Source organism: Kribbella sp. VKM Ac-2571 (assembly GCF_004362255.1).
Lineage (GTDB): Bacteria > Actinomycetota > Actinomycetes > Propionibacteriales > Kribbellaceae > Kribbella > Kribbella pratensis.
This window is the reverse complement of record NZ_SNWS01000007.1, coordinates 128149-148497: the sequence shown is the minus strand read 5'-3', so window position 1 is coordinate 148497 and position 20349 is coordinate 128149. Positions and strand designations below refer to the sequence as shown.

At 67.2% G+C, this 20349-nt stretch carries 14 protein-coding genes; 4 read left to right on the top strand and 10 right to left on the bottom strand.

Translation table 11 applies throughout. The features are described 5' to 3' along the window. Positions 1 to 7 precede the first annotated feature (7 nt). The 4 genes from dnaE to EV651_RS17355 form a co-directional block, all read right to left on the bottom strand. Entirely contained in the window at positions 8 to 3556 is a 3549-nt protein-coding gene (gene dnaE, locus EV651_RS17370) for a DNA polymerase III subunit alpha (RefSeq protein WP_133786236.1), read from the bottom strand. A gap of 193 nt (positions 3557 to 3749) precedes the next feature. Then, positions 3750 to 5423, bottom strand: coding sequence for a glycoside hydrolase family 13 protein (locus EV651_RS17365; RefSeq protein WP_133786235.1), 1674 nt, complete (start codon positions 5421 to 5423; stop codon positions 3750 to 3752). A gap of 107 nt (positions 5424 to 5530) precedes the next feature. Further along, complete coding sequence (locus EV651_RS17360) at positions 5531 to 7843, bottom strand: LuxR C-terminal-related transcriptional regulator (RefSeq protein WP_133786234.1); 2313 nt, start codon at positions 7841 to 7843, stop codon at positions 5531 to 5533. Positions 7844 to 7890: 47 nt separating this feature from the next. After that, complete coding sequence (locus EV651_RS17355) at positions 7891 to 8022, bottom strand: hypothetical protein (protein WP_370352836.1); 132 nt, start codon at positions 8020 to 8022, stop codon at positions 7891 to 7893. A 699-nt stretch (positions 8023 to 8721) separates the two neighbouring features. Between EV651_RS17355 and EV651_RS17350 the strand changes: the two genes are divergently transcribed. From EV651_RS17350 to EV651_RS17340, 3 genes are all read left to right on the top strand, one after another. Beyond that, entirely contained in the window at positions 8722 to 9996 is a 1275-nt protein-coding gene (locus EV651_RS17350; protein ID WP_133786233.1) for a YcaO-like family protein, read from the top strand. Further along, on the top strand, positions 9989 to 11059 hold the full coding sequence (locus tag EV651_RS17345; protein ID WP_166658638.1) for a phytanoyl-CoA dioxygenase family protein: 1071 nt from the start codon (positions 9989 to 9991) through the stop codon (positions 11057 to 11059). Before EV651_RS17350 ends, EV651_RS17345 begins: the two co-directional genes overlap by 8 nt. 113 nt (positions 11060 to 11172) lie before the next feature. Next, the gene (locus EV651_RS17340; RefSeq protein ID WP_238156980.1) at positions 11173 to 12351 is read left to right on the top strand and encodes a glycosyltransferase; all 1179 of its coding nucleotides are present in this window, start codon (positions 11173 to 11175) and stop codon (positions 12349 to 12351) included. On the opposite strand, the gene EV651_RS17335 is transcribed toward EV651_RS17340, so the two are convergent. The 4 genes from EV651_RS17335 to EV651_RS17320 form a co-directional block, all read right to left on the bottom strand. After that, positions 12352 to 13335, bottom strand: coding sequence for a DUF4037 domain-containing protein (locus EV651_RS17335; protein ID WP_202870368.1), 984 nt, complete (start codon positions 13333 to 13335; stop codon positions 12352 to 12354). It abuts the gene before it with no gap. 80 nt (positions 13336 to 13415) lie between these two features. Further along, the gene (locus EV651_RS17330) at positions 13416 to 14324 is read right to left on the bottom strand and encodes an RluA family pseudouridine synthase (protein WP_133786433.1); all 909 of its coding nucleotides are present in this window, start codon (positions 14322 to 14324) and stop codon (positions 13416 to 13418) included. Between the two features lie 23 nt (positions 14325 to 14347). Next, positions 14348 to 14980 carry a signal peptidase II gene (gene lspA, locus EV651_RS17325; RefSeq protein ID WP_133786230.1) on the bottom strand — a complete coding sequence of 211 codons (633 nt, stop codon included), beginning with the start codon at positions 14978 to 14980 and terminating at the stop codon, positions 14348 to 14350. Next, a complete protein-coding gene (locus EV651_RS17320; protein WP_166658636.1) occupies positions 14953 to 15639 on the bottom strand; it encodes a TraR/DksA family transcriptional regulator in 687 nt (228 codons plus the stop codon). Before EV651_RS17320 ends, lspA begins: the two co-directional genes overlap by 28 nt. A gap of 497 nt (positions 15640 to 16136) precedes the next feature. Between EV651_RS17320 and ileS the strand changes: the two genes are divergently transcribed. Continuing rightward, entirely contained in the window at positions 16137 to 19295 is a 3159-nt protein-coding gene (gene ileS / locus EV651_RS17315) for an isoleucine--tRNA ligase (RefSeq protein ID WP_133786228.1), read from the top strand. 64 nt (positions 19296 to 19359) lie between these two features. Here the strand turns inward: ileS and EV651_RS17310 are convergent, their stop codons facing one another. Both EV651_RS17310 and EV651_RS17305 read right to left on the bottom strand, forming a co-directional pair. Then, positions 19360 to 19497, bottom strand: a complete 138-nt coding sequence (locus tag EV651_RS17310) for a helix-turn-helix transcriptional regulator (protein WP_133786227.1) — start codon at positions 19495 to 19497, stop codon at positions 19360 to 19362. A 101-nt stretch (positions 19498 to 19598) separates the two neighbouring features. Continuing rightward, positions 19599 to 20348, bottom strand: coding sequence for a DivIVA domain-containing protein (locus tag EV651_RS17305; protein ID WP_130379855.1), 750 nt, complete (start codon positions 20346 to 20348; stop codon positions 19599 to 19601). Position 20349 lies beyond the last annotated feature (1 nt).

Here is a 20349-nt window from a genome sequence, read left to right as displayed (position 1 = left end):
CAATCGATCAGCTGGCCAGGCAGGAGGGGCCCAGGAGGGCTTTCAGGTCGGCCATGAGGGATGAGGTGGGGGTTACCCGGAAGCGGTCGCCGATGCGCATGACCGTGGTTTTCTGTCGGGCCTGCAGGCGAAGGTGGACCTCGGTCATGCCGGGGTGAGAGGTCAGGATGTCCTTCAGCTGGTCGACGACCGGTGGGGTGCAGCGGTTGACCGGCATCGTGAGGACGACCGGGCCGCTCGGGCCCTCGGTGAGGTCGGGGACGACGACCTCGTCGCCGCTCAGTTCGAGCCGGTCCTCGCGGCGGCGTACCCGGCCCTTCATCAGGATGATCGCGTCGTTGGTGAGCAGGTGCGCGTGCAGCTGGTACGCCGAGGAGAACATCATCACCTCGATGGAACCTTCGAGGTCCTCGATGGTGACGATCGCGTAGATGTCGCCGCGCTTGTTCACCTTCCGCTGGACCGCGGTCACCAGGCCGCCGATCGTCACCCGGCTGCCGTCCGGCCGCTCCTCGTCGGCGAGCAGCTGACCGATCGTGCAGTCGCTGCCGTTGGTGAGCACGTGCTCGACGCCGAACAGCGGGTGGTCGGACACGTACAGCCCGAGCATGTCGCGCTCGTGCGCCAGCTTGGTGGCCTTGTCCCACTCCTCGATCTCCGGGACGGTCACGGTCAGGCGGCTGTTGCCCTCGCCCTCGTCCGCGTCGTCGTCACCCATCGAGAACAGGTCGAACTGGCCGTGCGCCTCGTTCCGCTTCAGGTCGATGGCCTCGTCGACGGCCTGCTCGTGCACCGCGACGATCGCCCGCCGGGCGTGGCTCATCGAGTCGAACGAGCCGGCCTTGGCCAGCGACTCGATCACGCGCTTGTTGCAGACCGGCAGCGGCACCTTGTCGATGAAGTCGACGAAGTCGGTGAACCGGCCCTTCTCCTCGCGGGCCGCGACGATCTCGGCGACCACGTTGACGCCGACGTTGCGGATCGCGGACAGGCCGAAGCGGATGTCGGTGCCGACCGGGGTGAAGTTCGAGTCGGACTCGTTGACGTCCGGCGGCAGCACCTTGATGCCCATCCGGCGGCACTCGTTCAGGTAGATGGCCATCTTGTCCTTGTCGTCCTTCACGGACGTCAGGACGGCGGCCATGTACTCCGCCGGATAGTTCGCCTTCAGGTACGCCGTCCAGTACGAGACCAGACCGTACGCCGCGGAGTGCGCCTTGTTGAACGCGTAGTCGGAGAACGGGACCAGCACGTCCCAGAGCGCCTTGATCGACTGCTCGGAGAAGCCGTTCGCCTTCATGCCCTCGGAGAAGCCGACGTACTCCGCGTCGAGCACCTCGCGCTTCTTCTTGCCCATCGCCCGGCGGAGCAGGTCCGCTTTGCCGAGCGTGTAGCCGGCGAGCTGCTGGGCGATCGCCATCACCTGCTCCTGGTAGACGATCAGACCGTAGGTCGTCCCCAGGATCGGTTCCAGCGCGACCGCGAGCTCGTCGTGCGGGTAGCTGATCTCCTGCTGCTTGTTCTTGCGCAGGGCGTAGTTGGTGTGGCTGTTCGCACCCATCGGACCGGGGCGGTAGAGCGCGCCGACCGCGGAGATGTCCTCGAAGTTGTCCGGCCGCATCAGCCGCAGCAGCGCCCGCATCGGGCCGCCGTCGAACTGGAACACCCCGAGCGTGTCACCGCGGGCCAGCAGGTCGTACGTCGGTTTGTCGTCGAGGGTCTTGGCCAGCTCGTCGAGGTCGAGCGTGATGCCGCGGCTCGCCTCGACGTTCTTGACCGCGTCGTCCATGATCGTCAGGTTCCGCAGGCCCAGGAAGTCCATCTTGACCAGGCCGAGCGTCTCGCAGCTCGGGTAGTCGAACTGGGTGATGACCTGGCCGTCCTGCTCGCGGCGCATGATCGGGATCAGCTCGATCAGCGGCTCGCTGGACATGATCACGCCGGCCGCGTGCACACCCCACTGGCGCTTCAGGTTCTCCAGGCCGCGGGCGGTGTCGACGATCTTGCGGACGTCCTGGTCGGCCTCGTACAGCTGGCGGAACTCGTTCGCCTCGGAGTACCGCTTGTGCTGCGGGTCGAAGATGCCCGACAGCGGGATGTCCTTGCCCATCACCGACGGGGGCATCGCCTTGGTGATCCGGTCGCCCATCGCGAACGGGTAGTCCAGCACCCGGCCGGCGTCCTTGATCGCCTGCTTGGCCTTGATGGTGCCGTAGGTGACGATCATCGCGACCCGGTCGTCGCCGTACTTCTCGGTGACGTAGCGGATCACCTCGGGGCGGCGGCGGTCGTCGAAGTCGATGTCGAAGTCGGGCATCGACATCCGCTCCGGGTTCAGGAAGCGCTCGAAGATCAGGCCGTGCTGGAGCGGGTCCAGGTCGGTGATCTTCATCGCGTACGCGCACATCGAGCCCGCGCCGGAACCACGGCCCGGGCCGACCCGGATGCCGTTCTCCTTCGCCCAGTTGATGAAGTCCGCGACGACCAGGAAGTAGCCGGCGTACCCCTTCGAGGTGATGACCTCGATCTCGTACTCCGCCTGCTTGCGGACCTGATCCGGGATGCCGGCCGGGTACCGCCGGTGCAGGCCGGTCTCCACCTCGGCGACGAACCACGACTCCTCGTTGTGGCCCTCGGGGCACGGGAACCGCGGCATGAACCGGCCTTCGCCCTCGGTGAAGCTGACGTCGCACTGCTCGGCGATCAGCAGCGTGTTGTCACACGCCTCGGGCAGCTCCTTCCACACCTCGCGCATCTCGGCCGCGGTCTTGACGTAGAACTCGTTCGCGTCGAACTTGAACCGGTTCGGGTCGGACAGCGTCGAGCCGGACTGCACGCACAGCAGCGCGGCGTGCGCGGTGGCGTCCTCGGGCTTGGTGTAGTGCAGGTCGTTGGTGGCGACCAGCGGCAGGTCGAGCTCCCGGGCCAGCTTGAGCAGGTCCTTCTGGATGTCCCGCTCGATGCCGAGGCCGTGGTCCATCAGCTCGCAGTAGTAGTTCTCCCGGCCGAAGATGTCGCGGAACTCCGCGGCGGCCTCGACGGCCTCCTTGTACTGCCCCAGCCGGAGCCGGGTCTGCACCTCGCCGGACGGGCAGCCGGTGGTCGCGATCAGGCCCTGGCCGTAGGTGTTCAGCAGCTCGCGGTCCATCCGGGGCTTGAAGTAGTAGCCCTCGAGGCTGGCCAACGAGCTCATCTTGAACAGGTTGTGCATGCCGGAGGTGTTCTTCGCCAGCAGCGTCATGTGGGTGTAGGCACCCGAGCCGGACACGTCGTCACGGCCGGAGTTCGCGTCGCCCCACTTGACCCGCTTCCGCTCGCTGCGGTGCGTGTGCGGCGTCAGATAGGCCTCGACGCCGATGATCGGCTTGACGTCGTACTTCTTCGCGGTCTTCCAGAACTCGTAGGCGCCGAACACGTACCCGTGGTCCGTGGTCGCGATCGCCGGCATGCCCATCTCCTGGGCGGTTTTGAACAACTCGTCGATCCGCGCGGCGCCGTCCAGCATCGAGTACTCCGTGTGCACGTGGAGATGCACAAAACTGTCGCTGGACGCCATATCGACGCAGACCTCCCAGGGCGCGATTCAGGTGGACCAGCACAGCCTATGCGGGCCCGGGGACAGTTCTGAATCGGCTCACCGGCGAGCCCTGCACCGCCCGCTATCCGGGCGCCCCGAAGCGGCGTGCGACAGGGGTGGAGCGGCCGACCTGGCGTCGAGCAGGGGTCTCAAGGACGCCAGGTCAGCCGGTTCAGGGGGCCGCCGCCTCGAGCAGGACCCAGGCGGCGGTGTTGGGAGGGAGCTTCTCGCCGGCACCATCGAGCACAGCGGCGTCGCTGGCGAGAAGCAGGGGGCCGTCGACCGGGTTGCAGACGGGCTTGGGCGAGCAGTTCACGACGCAGGCGAAGCCGTCGCCCCGGGTGAACGCCAGTACGCCGGGCTCGGTCGGAAGCCACCGGAAGTCGTCCGACCGGAGTGCGGGGAGGCGTCGGCGCAGAGCGAGCGCCTCCCGGTACAGGTGCAGCATCGAGTCGCCGCGATCGAGCATCCGGTCCACCGCGTGCTCCGCGAACCAGCCGGGCTGCGGCAACCACGTCGTACCGGCCGAACCGTCCGGCGAGAAGCCGAACACATCGTGGTCCGCGGTCCACGGCAGCGGGACCCGGCACCCGTCCCGCCCGCGCCGTACGCCGCCTGTGCGGTGGAACATCGGGTCGGTCAGCACATGGTCCGGCAGGTCCGTGACCTCCGGCAGCCCCAGCTCCTCTCCTTGATAGAGGTACGCCGATCCCGGCAGCGCGAGCATCAGCAACGCGGCGGCTCGGGCCCGGTCCAGCCCGAGGTCCAGATCGCCGGGTCCGGCGCCCGGTGCACCTCCGGCATACCGGGTGACCGACCGCGGCATGTCGTGGTTGTTCAGCACCCAGGCGACGGAGGATCCGGACCCGGCGATCGTCCGCAGGCCCCGCTCGATCACGCCGTACAGCGAAGGCTCGTCCCAAGCGGCGCGCAGGAACTCGAAGAAGAAGGTCTGATGCAGCTCGTCCGGACGCTGGTACTGCGCGAGCTGGTGGGTGTCGAGCACGCCGACCTCACCGACCAGGACCCGTTCGCGGCCGGTCCGCTGGGTGTACTCCTCCGCGACGGCTCGCCAGCCGCGCCAGACATCGTGCACCTCGGGCTGGTTCCAGGCATGCGGGTTGATCGGGTCACCGGTGAGCTCGTCGTGATCCGCGTGCTCGTGGTCCGGCAGCCCTTCGGCCTTGTGCAGCCCGTGCGCCACGTCGATCCGCAGCCCGTCGACGCCCCGGTCGAGCCAGAAGCGCAGTACCTCCTCGAAGTACGACGAGACCTCGGGGTGCCGCCAGTTGAAGTCGGGCTGCTCGGCGGAGAACGTGTGCAGGTACCACTGGCCGTCGGGGACCCGCTGCCACGCGGAACCGCCGAAGATCGACCGCCAGTTGTTCGGCGGCTCGTCGCCCTGGCCGTCCGCGCTGTGCTCATTCCTGCCTTCGGCAAAGTGAAAGCGGTCCCGCTCCGGGCTCCCGGGTCCGGCCGCGAGCGCCGCCCGGAACCAGGGGTGCTCGATCGAGCAGTGGTTCGGGACGACGTCGACGATGACCTTGAGGTCGAGGCGATGGGCGTCGCGGACCAGCCGGTCGAAGGAGTCCAGCGTTCCGTAGTCCGGGTGGACGCCGCGATAGTCCGAGACGTCGTACCCGTAGTCGTGCAGCGGTGACGGGTAGAAGGGGGTCAGCCACAGCCCGTCGACGCCGAGGCTGCGCAGGTACGGCAACCGGGACCGGACGCCGTCCAGGTCGCCGATTCCGTCACCGTCGGAGTCCGCGAAACTGCGCACGTAGACCTGGTAGACCACGGCGCTTCGCCACCAGTTCAGCGGTGGGCGACTCGTCTCGGCAGACATCCAGGACCTCGGCAACGGTGTGAGGGGGCAACGTTGTCAGCAAGGATTGCCAGACCGGGCACCGAAAGCATCGGGACACCTACGTATTTCGGTACGGAGAGAGCGCTCTACCGGTCGGGGTGATCGGCGAGCCAGCGCCCGACCTGCGCGCGGGAGGTGAAGCCGAGCTTGCTGAGAATGTGCTCGACGTGGGTCTCGGCGGTGCGCTGGGAGATGACCAGGCGAGCGGCGATCTCCCGGTTGCTCAGCCCCTCGCCGATCAGCCCCGCGATCTCGTACTCGCGGGGCGTCAGCCGTCCTGCCATCCCCGGCTTCGCAGTCCGGGCGGGCTCGGCCTCCTCCCCCAGCGCCAGCGCCACAGCCTGCTCGAAGGAGTACGCCGCGCCGCGCGCGAACGCACTGTCGAACGCGGCGTCGCCGATCGTGCTCCGGATCCGCGACTCGGTCCGGTCGTCGAACTGGCTGTACGGCGTGGTCTCGTCGACATGCGCACCGCTGGACCGCCACACGGCCCGCGAGGCCCCCATCAGGCGAGCCGCGTTCTCGTCCGGCGCCGCGGACCCGCCGCACCAGGACAGCGCCTGCACGCAGAAGCCGATCCCGGTGCGGTCGTTGAGCGGCTGCCACAACCGGATCGCGTCCCGCAGCGACCGCGTCGCCGCCGCGATCTGGTCGTGATCGCGCCATTGCACGATCCCGACGCTCCACAGCGCGTACGCCTTCGACGACTCGGCGCCATGGGCCTCGGCCAGGTCGTACGCCGCCTGGCTGAACTCAGCCACCCGCGGATCCCCCAGGAAGAACGTTGCCGCGGACAACAGGATCAGGACATCGAACTCACCGAGCGCGTCCTCCACGGCGCGATAGCCGGCCAGTGCGGGCTCCAAGCGATCAATGGCTCCGGCCAGATCACCCTGATAGATCGCCGCGTGCCCCGACACCTCCGCGATCCGGGCCCGCAAACGATGGTCGTCGTACCGCTCGGCGAGCTGCTCGCACTCGGTCAGCAACCGACCGAGCTGCTCCGCCTCGCCGAGGAACATCGCGAGGTAGCTGCCCGCCCACAACCCCAGCGCCCGGACCGGTGTCTGCTCCGGCGCGGCATCGAGAGCGCGGGCCAGATAGCGGTGGCCCTCGCGCAGGAAGCCGGCGAACCAGAAGTTCCAGATCGGGGCCGCGATCTCCAATGCGGACGAGCCCTCGCCCGGCTCGGCCAGGCAGAAGTCCAGCGCGGCCCGCACGTTGTCGTGCTCGCGACGCATCCGCAGGTACCAGTCGCTCTGCCGCGGGCTGAAGCAGTCTGTCGCCCATCGCGCGGCCAGAGCCCGGTAGTGATCGCGATGCCGCAACTGGTATTCGCGAGCCCGGTCGGCCAGCCGCAGGCCGCCGTACTGGCTGATCGTCGTGAGCATCTCGTACCAGGCGGTCGCGTGCGCACCGGCCGTTCGGCGGGTGATGATCGACTTGTTCAACAGGCCGGCGACCAGGCCGAGCACGTCGTCGCGGGCGATGCCGTCACCCGAGCAGACCTCCTCCGCGCCCTCCAGGTCGAATCCGCCGGAGAAGACGGACAGCCGATCCCAGAGCATCCGCTCCGCCGGCGAGCACAGGTCGTAGCTCCAGCCGACGGCAGCGTCCAGTGCCTGTTGCCTCGGCGGGCCGGCTGGACGCCCGCTCGTGAGCAGCCGGAACCGGTCCCCGAGCCGATCGATGATCTGCGACAGCGACAAGGTCCGCATCCAGACCGCCGCGAGCTCCAGCGCCAGCGGTACGCCGTCCAGCCGCCGGCACACCTCGATCACCTGAGCCCGGTTGGTCTCGTCGATCACGAATTCGGGCAGCACCGCACGGACCCGATCCGCGAAAAGCACCAGTGACTCGTACTGGTCGGCGTCGGCGGCCGGGCTCTCCTCGGGTGGCGTCGACAGCGGAGGCACCGACAGGACCTGCTCGCCTTCCACTCCGAGCACATGGCGGCTGGTGGCGAGAATCCGGAGCTGGGGTGCGGCCGCGAGCAGCTTGCTGACGGTCACGGCGCATGCCTCCGCGACCTGCTCACAGTTGTCGAGCACCAGCAGCAGGTGCTTGTCCTCCAAGTACTCCGCGAGATCCGCCGTCGGGTTCGCCGACACCTGACTCAGCTCGAGCGCGTTCGCCAGCGTGAGCCCGAGCAGACCGGCGTCGTGCAGCGCAGCAAGCTCGACGAACCACACGCCGTCGGCGAAGGTACGCCGTACCTCCGTGGCCATCCGGAGCGCCAGCCGGGTCTTGCCGACCCCACCGGAACCGGTCAGGGTCAGCAGCCGGCTGCTCGACAACAGTCGCCTGGTGGCAGTCAGCTCGCGACGCCGCCCGACGAAACTCGTCAGCTCGGCCGGAAGCCGTCCACGAGCCGTCCCCGTGACCTTGGACTCGGCCATGCCTCAGCGTAGGCCAGGTCCGGCCGGATCTCTGCCGCTCGACGCGGCTACTGGGCGTCGACGAGCAGATCGAGCGCGTGGTCGAGGTCGTCGGGGTACTTCGAGGTGAACTCGACGTACTCGCCCGTGCCGGGGTGGGTGAAGCCCAGCCGCATCGCGTGCAGCCACTGGTGCCACACATCGATGACGTACCCCGGTCGGTGGTCGCGATGTCCGGCTGGCCCATCTCCATCTGTAGATGCACACCGACTGTCGCTGGACGCCATATCGACCTAGACCTCCCAGGACGTGAACGAGGTGGACAAAGGCAACCCTGGACCGGCCCTCGGACAGTTTCGAGTCGCTGGCCGGCAACCGGCCAGGGGACTCGATGTCCGGTCGACAACGCGCCTGCGTAGCGCCGCCAACCCGTGCCAACAATTTGCTATTGGCAACTTAATTGCAACAACGTGCAATTAGCCGGAAACCCATTGACCACGCTTCGCAGTTGAACATACACTCTCATGTGTCACTCGGTGATGGGCCGCCCATCGTTTCATCCACATCACGGAGGTGTCATTCATGGGATATGGGGAATGGGGTGCCGTCGTCAAATCACCGACGTCGGACGCTGACTCCACCAAAGAACACCTGATCGATCTGGCCGCGGCTCAGACGGTGGCCAGGGCAGAGCATTCGGAAATGACCCGGCTGTTCGGCTCGTTCGCGGCGGGTGCGAAATCCCGCCTACGTAGCAGGTTCACCGCGGCCAACTCGGCCCGTTAAGGCACGACCGCGGGCGGGCCGGTACGCCGGCTCGTCCGCGCACCCCTTGGACTGATCGCCGTCGGCAGCGCACACCGCTTCCGGCATTACTGAACGGAGGCGGACCGTTGCGTATGGCGCACAGCAGAGCACAAGCAGAACGATCAGCGGACCTGGAAGCGGCTGTCCGGCACGGCTACGCGGAGGCAGCCCGGCTAGGGTTGCGGTTCACGCCACAGTTCATCGCATCCGACCAGTTCGGCGTCACATTCCTCGATGTCCACGACCCCGACGGAAACCAAGTTTGCACTGGGGCGGGTAAAGGCGTCGGTATGCAATGCGAGGCCAGTGCCCTATTCGAAGCCCTGGAGCATTTTCAGCTTGCTACCGCGACCCGTTACGAAACAGACTCCCTGCAATTGTTCCCGGCTCCGGATATGGTCCAGCAGGACGCCCTCGCGTTAGAACATCACCTTCATCGACTGGCACGAGATTGCGCCGATTCGCAGCTCGCCTGTGTCCGGTTCGGAGAAATCCATGGGGATGCGGAGATGTGGTACCCAGCAGTATTTGCGAACCCGGTCTTCTCCGAGCGGCCAGCCGCCGGCGACACTCAGGACAAGTACTGGGCCTACGTGAAGTACGCCAGTACCACCGGATCGGCCAGCGGCATGGAGCTCGACGACGCACTGCTGCACGGTCTACTGGAGTGCATCGAGCGCGACGCGATCTCGCTCGCACTCCTGAGCCTCGCCACCGATCAGGCACCCACCGATCAGAGCAGTCCCGGCGTTTCGATCGCAATCGTCGACCCGCGGTCGCTGCCCGAGGACCTCGCCACTCTCCGGCGTCAGATCGCGGAGCTGGATGGCACCGATCCGCTACTGCTCCGCATCACCACAGATCTCGGCGTTCCGACCTACTTTGCACTCTCGGGAGGTCACGACCGGGTCGGAAAGTTCGGCGGCGGTAGTTCTCTCTCATCACACTATGCGGCCGAGCGGGCACTCAGTGAGCTACTACAGATTCTGTACATCACTGAGTGGAAAGATCTACAGCCGTCGCGCATCGAGCGCGGTGAGATTTTTGCTCCCTGGCCGGTGCTGGACCGGATCTACCACCTCGATCTTCCGTTCGAGAAACTGCCGACCGTGCCGCTGGACGCCGAGCACCTCGATCACGACGTTGCGGTCGGCAGCTCATGGGAGCAGCTCATGCAGTTGACGCGCATCCTCCATGGAGCAGGTCTCACGGCGTACCATCGCGAATGGACCGGATCATTGCAGGGCATTGCCGTCACGACCGTTGTTGTGCCCGGCCTGGAGCGGTTCATGTGTCCGGTCATGCTTGGCGCTCTGGCGATGCCGATGGCACGCGGCGTCGGGTTGCTGGAGTCTGTGCATGTCTAGCACGACGGCCGACTCCATCGCTCGGGCGACAGCCGATGCAAGGGTCGACGAGTTCTTCAGGGATGGGTACTGCGCTGTGGAGCGGGCTGTCACCGACGAGCGGCTCAGCCAGGTGGCCGAGGCGTTCACCCGCTTCTTCGCCGCCAAACAGCGCCGCGCCCGGATGACAGGCTCCGATCTGGCGAACCATGGCAAGAGCCGATGGAACGCGTTGCTCCCGTCCACTACGGACTTCCTCGCCGCCGATCTGATCGCCGCCCCGCCGATCCTGGCGGTGCTCGAGGGCATCCGGAAACGCCTCGGTGACCAGCGTCGTTGGGTCCTCCGGCTCGCCGGATCGGACATTTGTCTGCCCGGTTCCGTCGATCAGCTTCCCCACCGTGACGTTGGCACCTTCGACGTCACCTGCAACCTGTTCCTCACCGAGGTCGGCGAGGAGTCGGGACCGACCGAGGTCTGGCCAGGCACTCATCAGCATTCGGCCGTGCACGCCGTCGCACCGGATCCACATGAGTTCCTCCGTGACGTGCCGCTCTCACCTGACGAATGGATCCGGCTGTCTGCGGAGCGGGACTCGCAACTGCTGACGGTTCCAGCCGGCACCGTCGTGATCCGGGATCAGCGCATGATCCACCGCGGTACGGCGAACCGATCGGAACAGGACCGACCGATGCTGAGCTACAACTACTCGCTGATCGATGACATCGCCCCGATCGCTTACCGGTCCATCGCCAGCACGGCACTGTCGATCACCAGCGCGATGCGACGTCGCGGAATGCGATTGTCTTCAGCAGGACGGGAATCCGGCGCCTCATTCTTCGCCGCCGCAGACGTCGCGAGCATCGAGTTCCTCAGGGCAGCCGCGACCGATCGGCTGGCCAAGCGACGACTGCCGATCGATGTGTGGGACCAACTCCCGCCTCACGCCCGGGACCTGCTGCGACTGGCAGCGCCGGGCCAGGACGCCACGCGTTACCTTGCCCAGCGTTCGCTACGAGCGACGGCCAGTGGCGTGCGCGACGCGCTGGCGATGATCGCGACCATCCGGCGACCGCCCCGCTGATGCGCAACCCAATCGGTTCCGTTTGGATCATCGTTCCACTCAACTACGGACACGTCGTGCCGACCACGAACCTGGCATCCAGACTCACGGCCTGCGGCGTTAGAGTCCGGTATGTGCTGGTCGGTTTCACCGGTACATTCACGGCAGACTCTCCCGCTGCAAGGCTGCTCGGGCATCTCGCTCTCGATTTCCAGGTCGTGGTCCTACCTTGTCCATCAGGCTGGACCACAGAGGAGTGGGCCCAACAGATGACAGAGGTCTGGGCCGCCTTGGGCGACACGGTCGCCGACAGCCATCAGCCGGCGATCCTGTACGACCGATATGTGCCGCAGGCCGCCCTGCTCGCCAGGTTGCTGCGCATCCCGGCTGGTGCGTTGTGCACAGATCTGCCCAACCGGGTTGACCTGCGCGTGCCGCCGGTCAACTCGGGCATCGTTCCGGGAAGCAGCCTTTCCTCAGCCCGGCTGCTGCTGGCTTGGTCGGCGCTCTTGTACGCGAGCCGACGTCAGGCGCGCACAGCATCCGCCCGCCTCCCCGTCCAAGAAGCCTTCGCCACCTCGATGTCACAACTGGCGGACAGGTACGGCGTTCAGCTCGGCCGTCCGCCGGCGCCCGTCAGCTTGCCGCCCTACCCGCTCCCCCGTCCGCCGGACGCTGACGAGTTCGTCTTCACCAGTACGGCCTTCGACTTCCGGCGAACCCGGGTTCGCGGCATCCATCGGTTGGGTCTGTTGATTGAAAGCCGGCGTCCGCCGACCGACTTCGCCTGGGGCGAGCTCGATTCCGGGCGAAAGCTGGTCTATTGTGCCTTCGGCACCGAACGCCTCGAGGGAGGCACGCACGACCAAGCGTTCGACGTCGTCGCAGAAGCGGCATCGGAGCTGCCAGGCCATCAGGTAGTGCTCGCAACCGGGAGCTCGGCGATCCCACGTGACCTCCCCGACAACGTCGTCCACTGTCGTGAGGCTCCACAACTCCAGTTGATTCAGCGTGCTGCGCTGGTGATCTCGCACGGTGGGTTCAACACTGTGAAGGAGGCCGCGGCGGCTGGCGTACCCTCGCTTGTCCTGCCAGTATCCGGTCCAGTGACCGACGCCAAACGCACCGGAGCTCTGGTCGAGTACCTGGGCCTGGGCAGGGTCCTCCCGCACGAGCTTCTCCGAGTCGGACCCTTGGTCGACGCGATCCGCGGGCTCCCCAGCTCTGCGCCGGCGTGCCAGGCGTTCGCACGAGCAGACCGACAAGCGACGGGCACCGACCCTGCGGTCACGGTTCTCTCGCGGATGCGCTGACTACTCAAACACCCGGCGCAACCGGCTCCGGTATGACGGCGGCGTCATCATCTCGCGAAACTTGTCGGCACCTCCGACCGGCCACTGTCCTGCCAGCTCTTTCACCGCCGGGTCCTCGATCCGGTCGCGCAGCGCTGCCGGGAAGTCTCCCCACAGGACCTTGAACGGTCGGTCCCACATCTGGACGATCCCGGTGGCAACCGGATCGGTAACGCTCAGCGCATTGTGCATCTCCGACAACTTCTCGTAGACCGGCAGCAGCGCGTTCTCCCGGTCCTGCCACGTCGTCGCCCGCTGCACCTCCAAGAGCAGGGGCGCGAGCTGGGGGCCGCAGGTGAGGCGGGAAAATGCCGTACCCAACCACTTCGAATACGGTGCGTACTGACGCTCCATCAGGAAGCAAAGGCGCATCACGTCGAGCACGATCCCGGAGCCGATCACCGATGACCCGAGCTCGTCGCCGACCGATCCGGTCCGTCCGACCAGGTTCGCCTCGGGATGGATGCGCCACCAGCCAGCCAGCAGAAGGTACAGCCACAGGTCATGCGGATAGTAGGCAAACCGTCGGCGCAGGGCTTCCAGGCCGACCTCGTCGTGATAGACCTCCCCCGCCGTCAGCATCAGCAGCCGCTGCTCCGCGAAGGTGATCCAGTCATCCACCTCGATGTCGCGCTCGACATCGAAGTCGAGGTTTCGCCGAACGTAGTCACGCAGGGTGTAGAGCTCATGCGCCGTCGGCCGATCAGCAAAGGTCGACGGCAGGTGATTGCTCAGCGCCTCACCGACAGCGGCACCGTGGGTCTCGTGGTCCGCCTCGCCCAGAAAGAGCACGACCCGGGCCTCGCAGTTGTGATCCGTCGACATCTCGTCGTCGAAGCCGAGCACTTCGGAACCTCGCCCGATCAGCGCCGCGCTGTGCCGGAGGCCGGCAAAATCGGCGTCCAGGATCGGCCGAACCGCCTCTTCATAGAACCGACGGCTCAACTCCAGACCGGAAATGTAGAAGGACACGTCGGCAAACTCCTTCGCTGGGATGGACTCGGTGGGCGGATCGGCATGCAGCGCTAATGCGTGTCGACGAGCAGATCGAGCGCGTGGTCGAGGTCGTCGGGGTACTTCGAGGTGAACTCGACGTACTCGCCTGTGCCAGGGTGGGTGAAGCCCAGGCGCATCGCGTGCAGCCACTGGCGGGTGAGGCCGAGGCGTTCGGCGAGCACCGGGTCGGCGCCGTACGTCAGGTCGCCGCAGCACGGGTGGCCGATCGCGGACATGTGGACGCGGATCTGGTGGGTGCGGCCGGTCTCCAGGGTGATCTCCAGGAGGGTCCCGTACCGGAACGCCTCGAGGGTCTCGTAGTGCGTGATGCTCGGCTTCCCGCCGGCCACCACGCCGAACTTGTAGTCGTGGTGCGGGTGCCGGTCGATCGGCGCGTCGACCGTACCGGTGAACGGGTCGGGATGACCCTGCACAAGCGCGTGGTAGATCTTCTTCACCGTGCGCTCCTTGAAGGCGCGCTTCAGGACCGTGTACGCGTACTCGGTCTTCGCGACCACCATGAGCCCGGACGTGCCGACGTCCAGCCGGTGCACGATGCCCTTGCGCTCGGCCGCGCCGCTCGTGGAGATGTTGAACCCGGCGCCGGCCAGGTGCCCGATCACGGTCGGGCCGGTCCACCCGGGCGACGGGTGCGCGGCGACACCGACCGGCTTGTCCACGACGACGATCTCGTCGTCGTCGTACACGATCCGCAGGTTGTCGACGGTCTCCGGTACGACGGTCACCTCGGACGGCGGCGCCGGCAGCTCGACGTCGAGCAGGACCCCGGCCGCGACCCGGGACGACTTCGGCGCGGTGGCCCCGTCGACCTGGACCAGGCCGGACTCGATCAGCTCGGCGGCCTTCGTCCGGGAGACACCGAACAGCCGGGACAGGGCCGCGTCCAGGCGCTCGCCCGCGAGACCGTCGGGCACCATCACGGTCCGGGAGCTCCCTGATGTCACTGCCGGTGCTCCCTGGTCCCGTCGAGCTTGATCCCGCGGAGCGTCTGGATCACCAGCAGTACGGCGGCTGATGTGACCGCCATGTCCGCGACGTTGAAGATCGCCCAGTGCGGGGTCTGCAGGAAGTCGACCACGTGCCCGTGGAACGGCGACGGCTCGCGGAAGATCCGGTCCAGGATGTTCCCGACCGCACCGCCGAAGAGCAGGCCGAACGCGACCGCCCAGCCCGCCGACCCCAGCTTGCGGGACAGGTAGACCACGCCGAGCGCCACGGTGATCTGGATCGCGGCGATGTACGGCGTGTAGCCGGCGCCGAGGCTGAACGCGGCGCCCGAGTTCCGGATCAGGTTGAACTTGAGCAACGAACCGACCACATTCACCGGCTCCCCCGGCGTCAAGTGCGCCAGCGCAATCGCCTTGGTCACCTGATCCAGCAACAGAACCAGCAACCCAACCCCACCGAACACCACAGTCCACTTCCACGACCGCGCCGGTGGTGGGCCGGCAGCAGACTCCGGGGACGACGGAGAACCGGCCGATGGGGTTTCGGCCGGTTCCGGTGAGGCTGCGTCCCCCTGTTGGTGGGACGAGGCGGTGTCGTTCAGCGGCGTTCCTGGCGTTCTTTGCATGAGACGCACAGTGTCGCACGCGGGAACGCCTGCAGCCGACCCTTGCCGATCGCGTTGCCGCAGTTGTCGCAGACGCCGTACGTGCCGTCGTCGATCCGGGTCAGCGCGAACTCGATCTGGTTCAGCATGTCGCGGGCGTTGTTGGCCAGCGTCAGCTCGTGGTACCGCTCGAGGGTGGTGGAGCCGACGTCCGCCTGGTCGTTGCCGGCGCCGTCGCTGCCGTCGCGGAACAGGCCCGCGATCTCCTGCTCGGCGTCCTTGATCTCCTGCTTGAGGTGGTCGACCTCACCCTCCAGCTCCGCGCGCAGCTCGGCCAGCTCGGCAGCGGTCCACGGGTCTTCCCCCGGCTTCACCTTGAAGGTCTCGGCCGTGTGTGCTGCGGACTTCGCCGGCGCCGTCGCCGGTGTCCTGTTCTCGTTCGTCTTCATGGCCACCCTCTTCGTCGGAGCTTTCTTGGCAGGGGTCTTAGCCGCTGTCTTCTTGGCCGCGGTGGTCGATGACGACTTCTTCACCGCGGAGGTCTTCTTGGCCGGCGAGGTCTTCGCCGCACCGTTGCGAGCCGTCGTCTTCTGGACCGGTTCGGACTGCTTGCCGGCGGCGCTCTTCTTGGCCGCGGCAGAACTTTGGGGGGCGGACTTCTTCCGTGCCGATGTAGCCATGTCAGCTACCCCCTGCCTTCCGTCGGAGACTGAAGCGGACTGGTCGCAAGACAGTAGGCCACGCGAACACCGCGTGCCAGTCCGACGCGCAGACCGTGGACATACGGTAGTCGGTTCTTCAAGTCCGCTCGATGTTCCGCGCGTCACAACCACATTGCGGACATCACTGTCCGTAACGATCCCCGTCCCCCAGCCGAACCTGCAGCAGTATTGTCGTACCGGAGCTCCCGCCACACCAGTCATTAACGATTCGTAGTCACCTCGTACGACGCCGTACACTGATGACCGCGAACCGCAAGGCAGTGATGGGGCCATCACCCCGGAGCCGCCGGAAGAACAGTCCGCAGGGACCTATTAGAACCGGCAGCGTGTCGTCAAGGAAGTGGGTGGCCGGACCTTTCGGTCGCCAAGGAGGGTGGTACCGCGCGGTAGCCAGGCGACAGGCCCGGCACTTCGTCCCTCGTCCAGTCAGCAGGCACGGACGAAGGACGCAGAAGATGGCGGAAGCGCATCACCCCGGTACCCCGTGGCGGCAGGTTCCCGCCCAGGTCGACTTCCCCGCGCTCGAGCGCGAGGTGCTCACCCTCTGGGACGAGCACGACACCTTCGCCAAGAGCCTCGAGCAGTCCGTCGGCGGTCAGCCGTGGACGTTCTACGAGGGTCCGCCGACCGCGAACGGCATGCCCGGCACCCACCACATCGAGGCCCGCGTCTTCAAGGACGTGTTCCCGCGCTACCGGACCATGAAGGGTTTCTGGGTCGAGCGCAAGGCCGGCTGGGACTGCCACGGCCTCCCGGTCGAGGTCGCGGTCGAGAAGGAGCTCGGCTTCAACGGCAAGCCCGACATCGAGGCGTACGGCATCGCCGAGTTCAACGCCAAGTGCCGCGAGTCCGTGCTGCGGCACGTCGACGCGTTCAACGAGCTCACCACCCGCATGGGCTACTGGGTCGACCTCGAGCACCCGTACAAGACGATGGACCCGGAGTACGTCCAGTCGGTCTGGTGGTCGCTCAAGCAGATCCACGACAAGGGCCTGCTGGTCGAGGACTACCGGATCACGCCGTACTGCCCGCGCTGTGGCACCGGCCTGTCCGACCACGAGCTCGCCCAGGGGTACGAGACCGTCGTCGATCCGTCTGTCTACGTCCGCTTCCCGCTCACCTCCGGCCCGCTGGCCGGCCAGGCATCGCTGCTGGTCTGGACGACGACCCCGTGGACACTCGTTTCAAACACCGCAGTCGCCGTACACCCAGAGGTCGAGTACGTCGTCGCCACCGACGGCACCGAGTCACTGGTTGTCGCCAAGCCGCTGCTGGACCGACTCGGCGAGGGCTGGACGGTCACCGGTGAGTACGGCGGTCGCGAGATGGAGCGGTGGACGTACCAGCGGCCGTTCGAGCTCGTGCCGTTCGACGAGCCGGCGCACTACGTCGTCCTGGCGGACTACGTCACCACGGAGGACGGCACCGGTCTGGTGCACCAGTCCCCCGCTTTCGGTGCGGATGACCTCGCAGTGGGCCGCGCGTACAACCTGCCGGTGGTGAACCCGGTGGACACCACCGGTCACTTCAACGCCGACGTACCGCTGGTCGGCGGGCAGTTCTTCAAGAAGGCCGACGAGGACCTGGTCAAGGACCTGAAGGACCGCGGCCTGCTGTTCAAGCACGTGCCGTACGAGCACCCGTACCCGCACTGCTGGCGCTGCCACACCCCAGTCATGTACTACGCGCTCCCGTCCTGGTACATCCGCACGACCCAGGTGAAGGACGCCCTGCTCCGCGAGAACGAGAAGACCAACTGGTACCCGGACTCGGTCAAGTGGGGCCGGTACGGCGACTGGCTGCGCAACAACATCGACTGGGCCGTCTCCCGCTCGCGCTACTGGGGTACGCCGCTGCCGATCTGGCGCTGCGGTGAGGACCACCAGGTGTGCGTCGGATCGCTGGCGGAGCTCGGTGAGCTGGCCGGCCGCGACCTGAGCGCGACCGACCCGCACCGGCCGTACGTCGACGACATCACGTTCGACTGCCCCACCTGTGGTGCCGAGGCGCGCCGCGTGCCGGAGGTGATCGACGCCTGGTACGACTCGGGCTCGATGCCGTTCGCGCAGTGGGGCTACCCGTGGGTGGAGGGGTCGAAGGAGAAGTTCGCGGAGACCTACCCGGCGGACTTCATCTCCGAGGCGATCGACCAGACGCGTGGCTGGTTCTACACGCTGATGGCGGTCGGCACGCTGGTGTTCGACGAGTCGTCGTACCGCAACGTCGTCTGCCTCGGGCACATCCTCGCCGAGGACGGCCGGAAGATGTCCAAGCATCTGGGCAACATCCTGGAGCCGATCCCGCTGATGGACGACCACAGCGCGGATGCGGTGCGCTGGTTCATGGCCGCGTCCGGGTCGCCGTGGAAGGCGCGCGGCATCGGACCGAACGTGCTGAACGAGATCGTCCGGAAGGTGCTGCTCACCTACTGGAACACGGTCGCGTTCCACGCGCTGTACGCGCGGCTCGCGGACTGGTCGCCCACCGACGCCCCGGCCGTCGCGGATCGCTCGGTGCTGGACCGCTGGCTGGTCAGCGAGACGCACCGGCTGGTCCGCGACACCGACGAGGCGTACGAGGCATACGACACGCAGCGGCTCGGTCAGCTGATCAACTCGTTCGTCGACGTGCTCTCGAACTGGTACGTCCGCCGCTCGCGCCGCCGGTTCTGGTCCGGTGACGCCGGCGCGCTGGCCACCTTGCACGAGACGCTCGAGGTCCTCACCCGGGTGATGGCGCCGCTGACGCCGTTCGTCACCGAGCGGGTCTGGCAGGACGTGTTCCGCCCGGTCACGTCCGGTCTGCCCGAATCGGTGCACCTGACGAGCTTCCCGACGTACGACGAGACGCTGATCGACGACGTACTGGCGCAGCACGTGTCGATGGCGCGCCGGGTCGTCGAGCTCGGCCGGTCGGCCCGCGCCGAGGCGAAGGTGAAGACGCGGCAGCCGCTGGCCCGCGCACTGGTCGGGTCGGCCGCGATCGCTGACCTCTCTCCCGAGCTGCTGCGGGAGATCGCCGATGAGCTCAATGTGGGCACGGTCGCACCGTTGTCCTCGGCGGGCGCGGATCTGGTCGAGTTCTCCGCGAAGGGCAACTTCCGGGAGCTCGGCAAGCGGTTCGCCAAGCAGACCCCGGTGGTGGCGGCGGCGATCGCGGCTGCCGACGCGGGCGCGCTGGCTGCCGCATTGAAGGAGTCGGGTACGGCGACTGTCGTGGTCGACGGCGAAGACGTCCAGGTCGGCGAGGCCGAGGTACTGGTGTCCGAGCGGCCGAAGGAAGGCTGGTCGGTGGTCAACGAGCAGGGCGAGACCGTTGCCCTCGACCTCGAAGTCACGCCGGAGCTCAAGCAGGCCGGGTTGGCGCGTGAGGTGGTCCGCACCCTGCAGGAGGCCCGGAAGACTGCCGGCCTCGAGGTGTCGGACCGGATCAAGGTCTGGCTGACCTCGACCGACGCCGAGCTGACCGATGCCCTCGGCAAGCACGCCGACGAGATCGCCCGCGAGGTCCTCGCCGTCGAACTCACGCAGACCGCGCCTCTCGACACGCTCGTCGACGTTGCCGAAGGCACCGAAGAGGACCTGCAACTCACCTACTGGCTGACCAAGGCCTGACAAGGTGACCGGACGGCGCGAGCCCGCAACAACGGGCTCGCGCCGAGCCGGTTGATGAGGTCGCTCAGGCGACCGACGTCGAGGCGGCCTGCTGGGTCACGCCCAACTGCTCCGCGAGTGTGCTGATCATCACCGGCCCGCCGACCAGATGCTGGAACACCACCCGGAAGGTTCCGCCCGTCTGGCACTGACTCCGAGTCACCGGTGAAGGACCCTGTGTCAGAGGTGGCCAGACATGGCGAAGAGGCGGTGCCGCCGGAAAGCACCGCCTCTTCAACAAACAACAACTGCGACTACGTGTTTTTAGACGCCGTGACCGTGGGCCTGCGCACGCGCCTCCGGCCGGAAGCCGTTGCGCGGGCTGAGCGTGTCGTCGCCGTTGCCGAGCGCCTTCAACTGCTCGGTGAAGTACGTCTTCAGGCGGCTGCGGTACTCACGCTCGTAGGCGTGCAGGTCGTCGATCGTGCGCTCGAGCTGACCCTTCTGCTTCTCCAGCGTGCCGAGCATCTGCGCGCGGCGCTCGGCGATCTCGCCGTCGAGCTTCTCGGCGCGGGCGCGGGCCTCACCGGTCATCCGGTCGGCCTTGCCGCGGGCCTCGTTCTCCAGGCGCTCCGCCTTGGCGCGGGCCTCGCCGATGATCTTGTCGGCGGTATCCTTCGCCTCCTGGACCAGGTCGTCGGAGTGCTTGGTGGCCATCTCCAGCAGCCGCACCGCGGAGCTAGAGGCGTCACCGACAGTGCCGGCCGCCGCGGCCGCGGTCGGAGCGGCCACCACCGGCGGCTTCTCCTCGGGCTTCTCGACCACGACCGGGGGCTTCGGCTGCTGCACGACTGGCGGCAGCGCGGCGGTCTGGTCGACCGGGCGCTGCTGGTCAGCACCAGCGCGCTGAGCCGCCGCGAGCTTGGCCCGCAGCTCCTCGTTCTCGGCGAGAAGTCGCTCGAGCTCAGCTTCCACCTCGTCGAGGAAGGAGTCGACCTCTGTGACGTCGTAGCCCTCCCGTAGTCGGACGGGCGTGAACTGCTTCGAGCGGACGTCATCCGGCGTCAGCGGCATC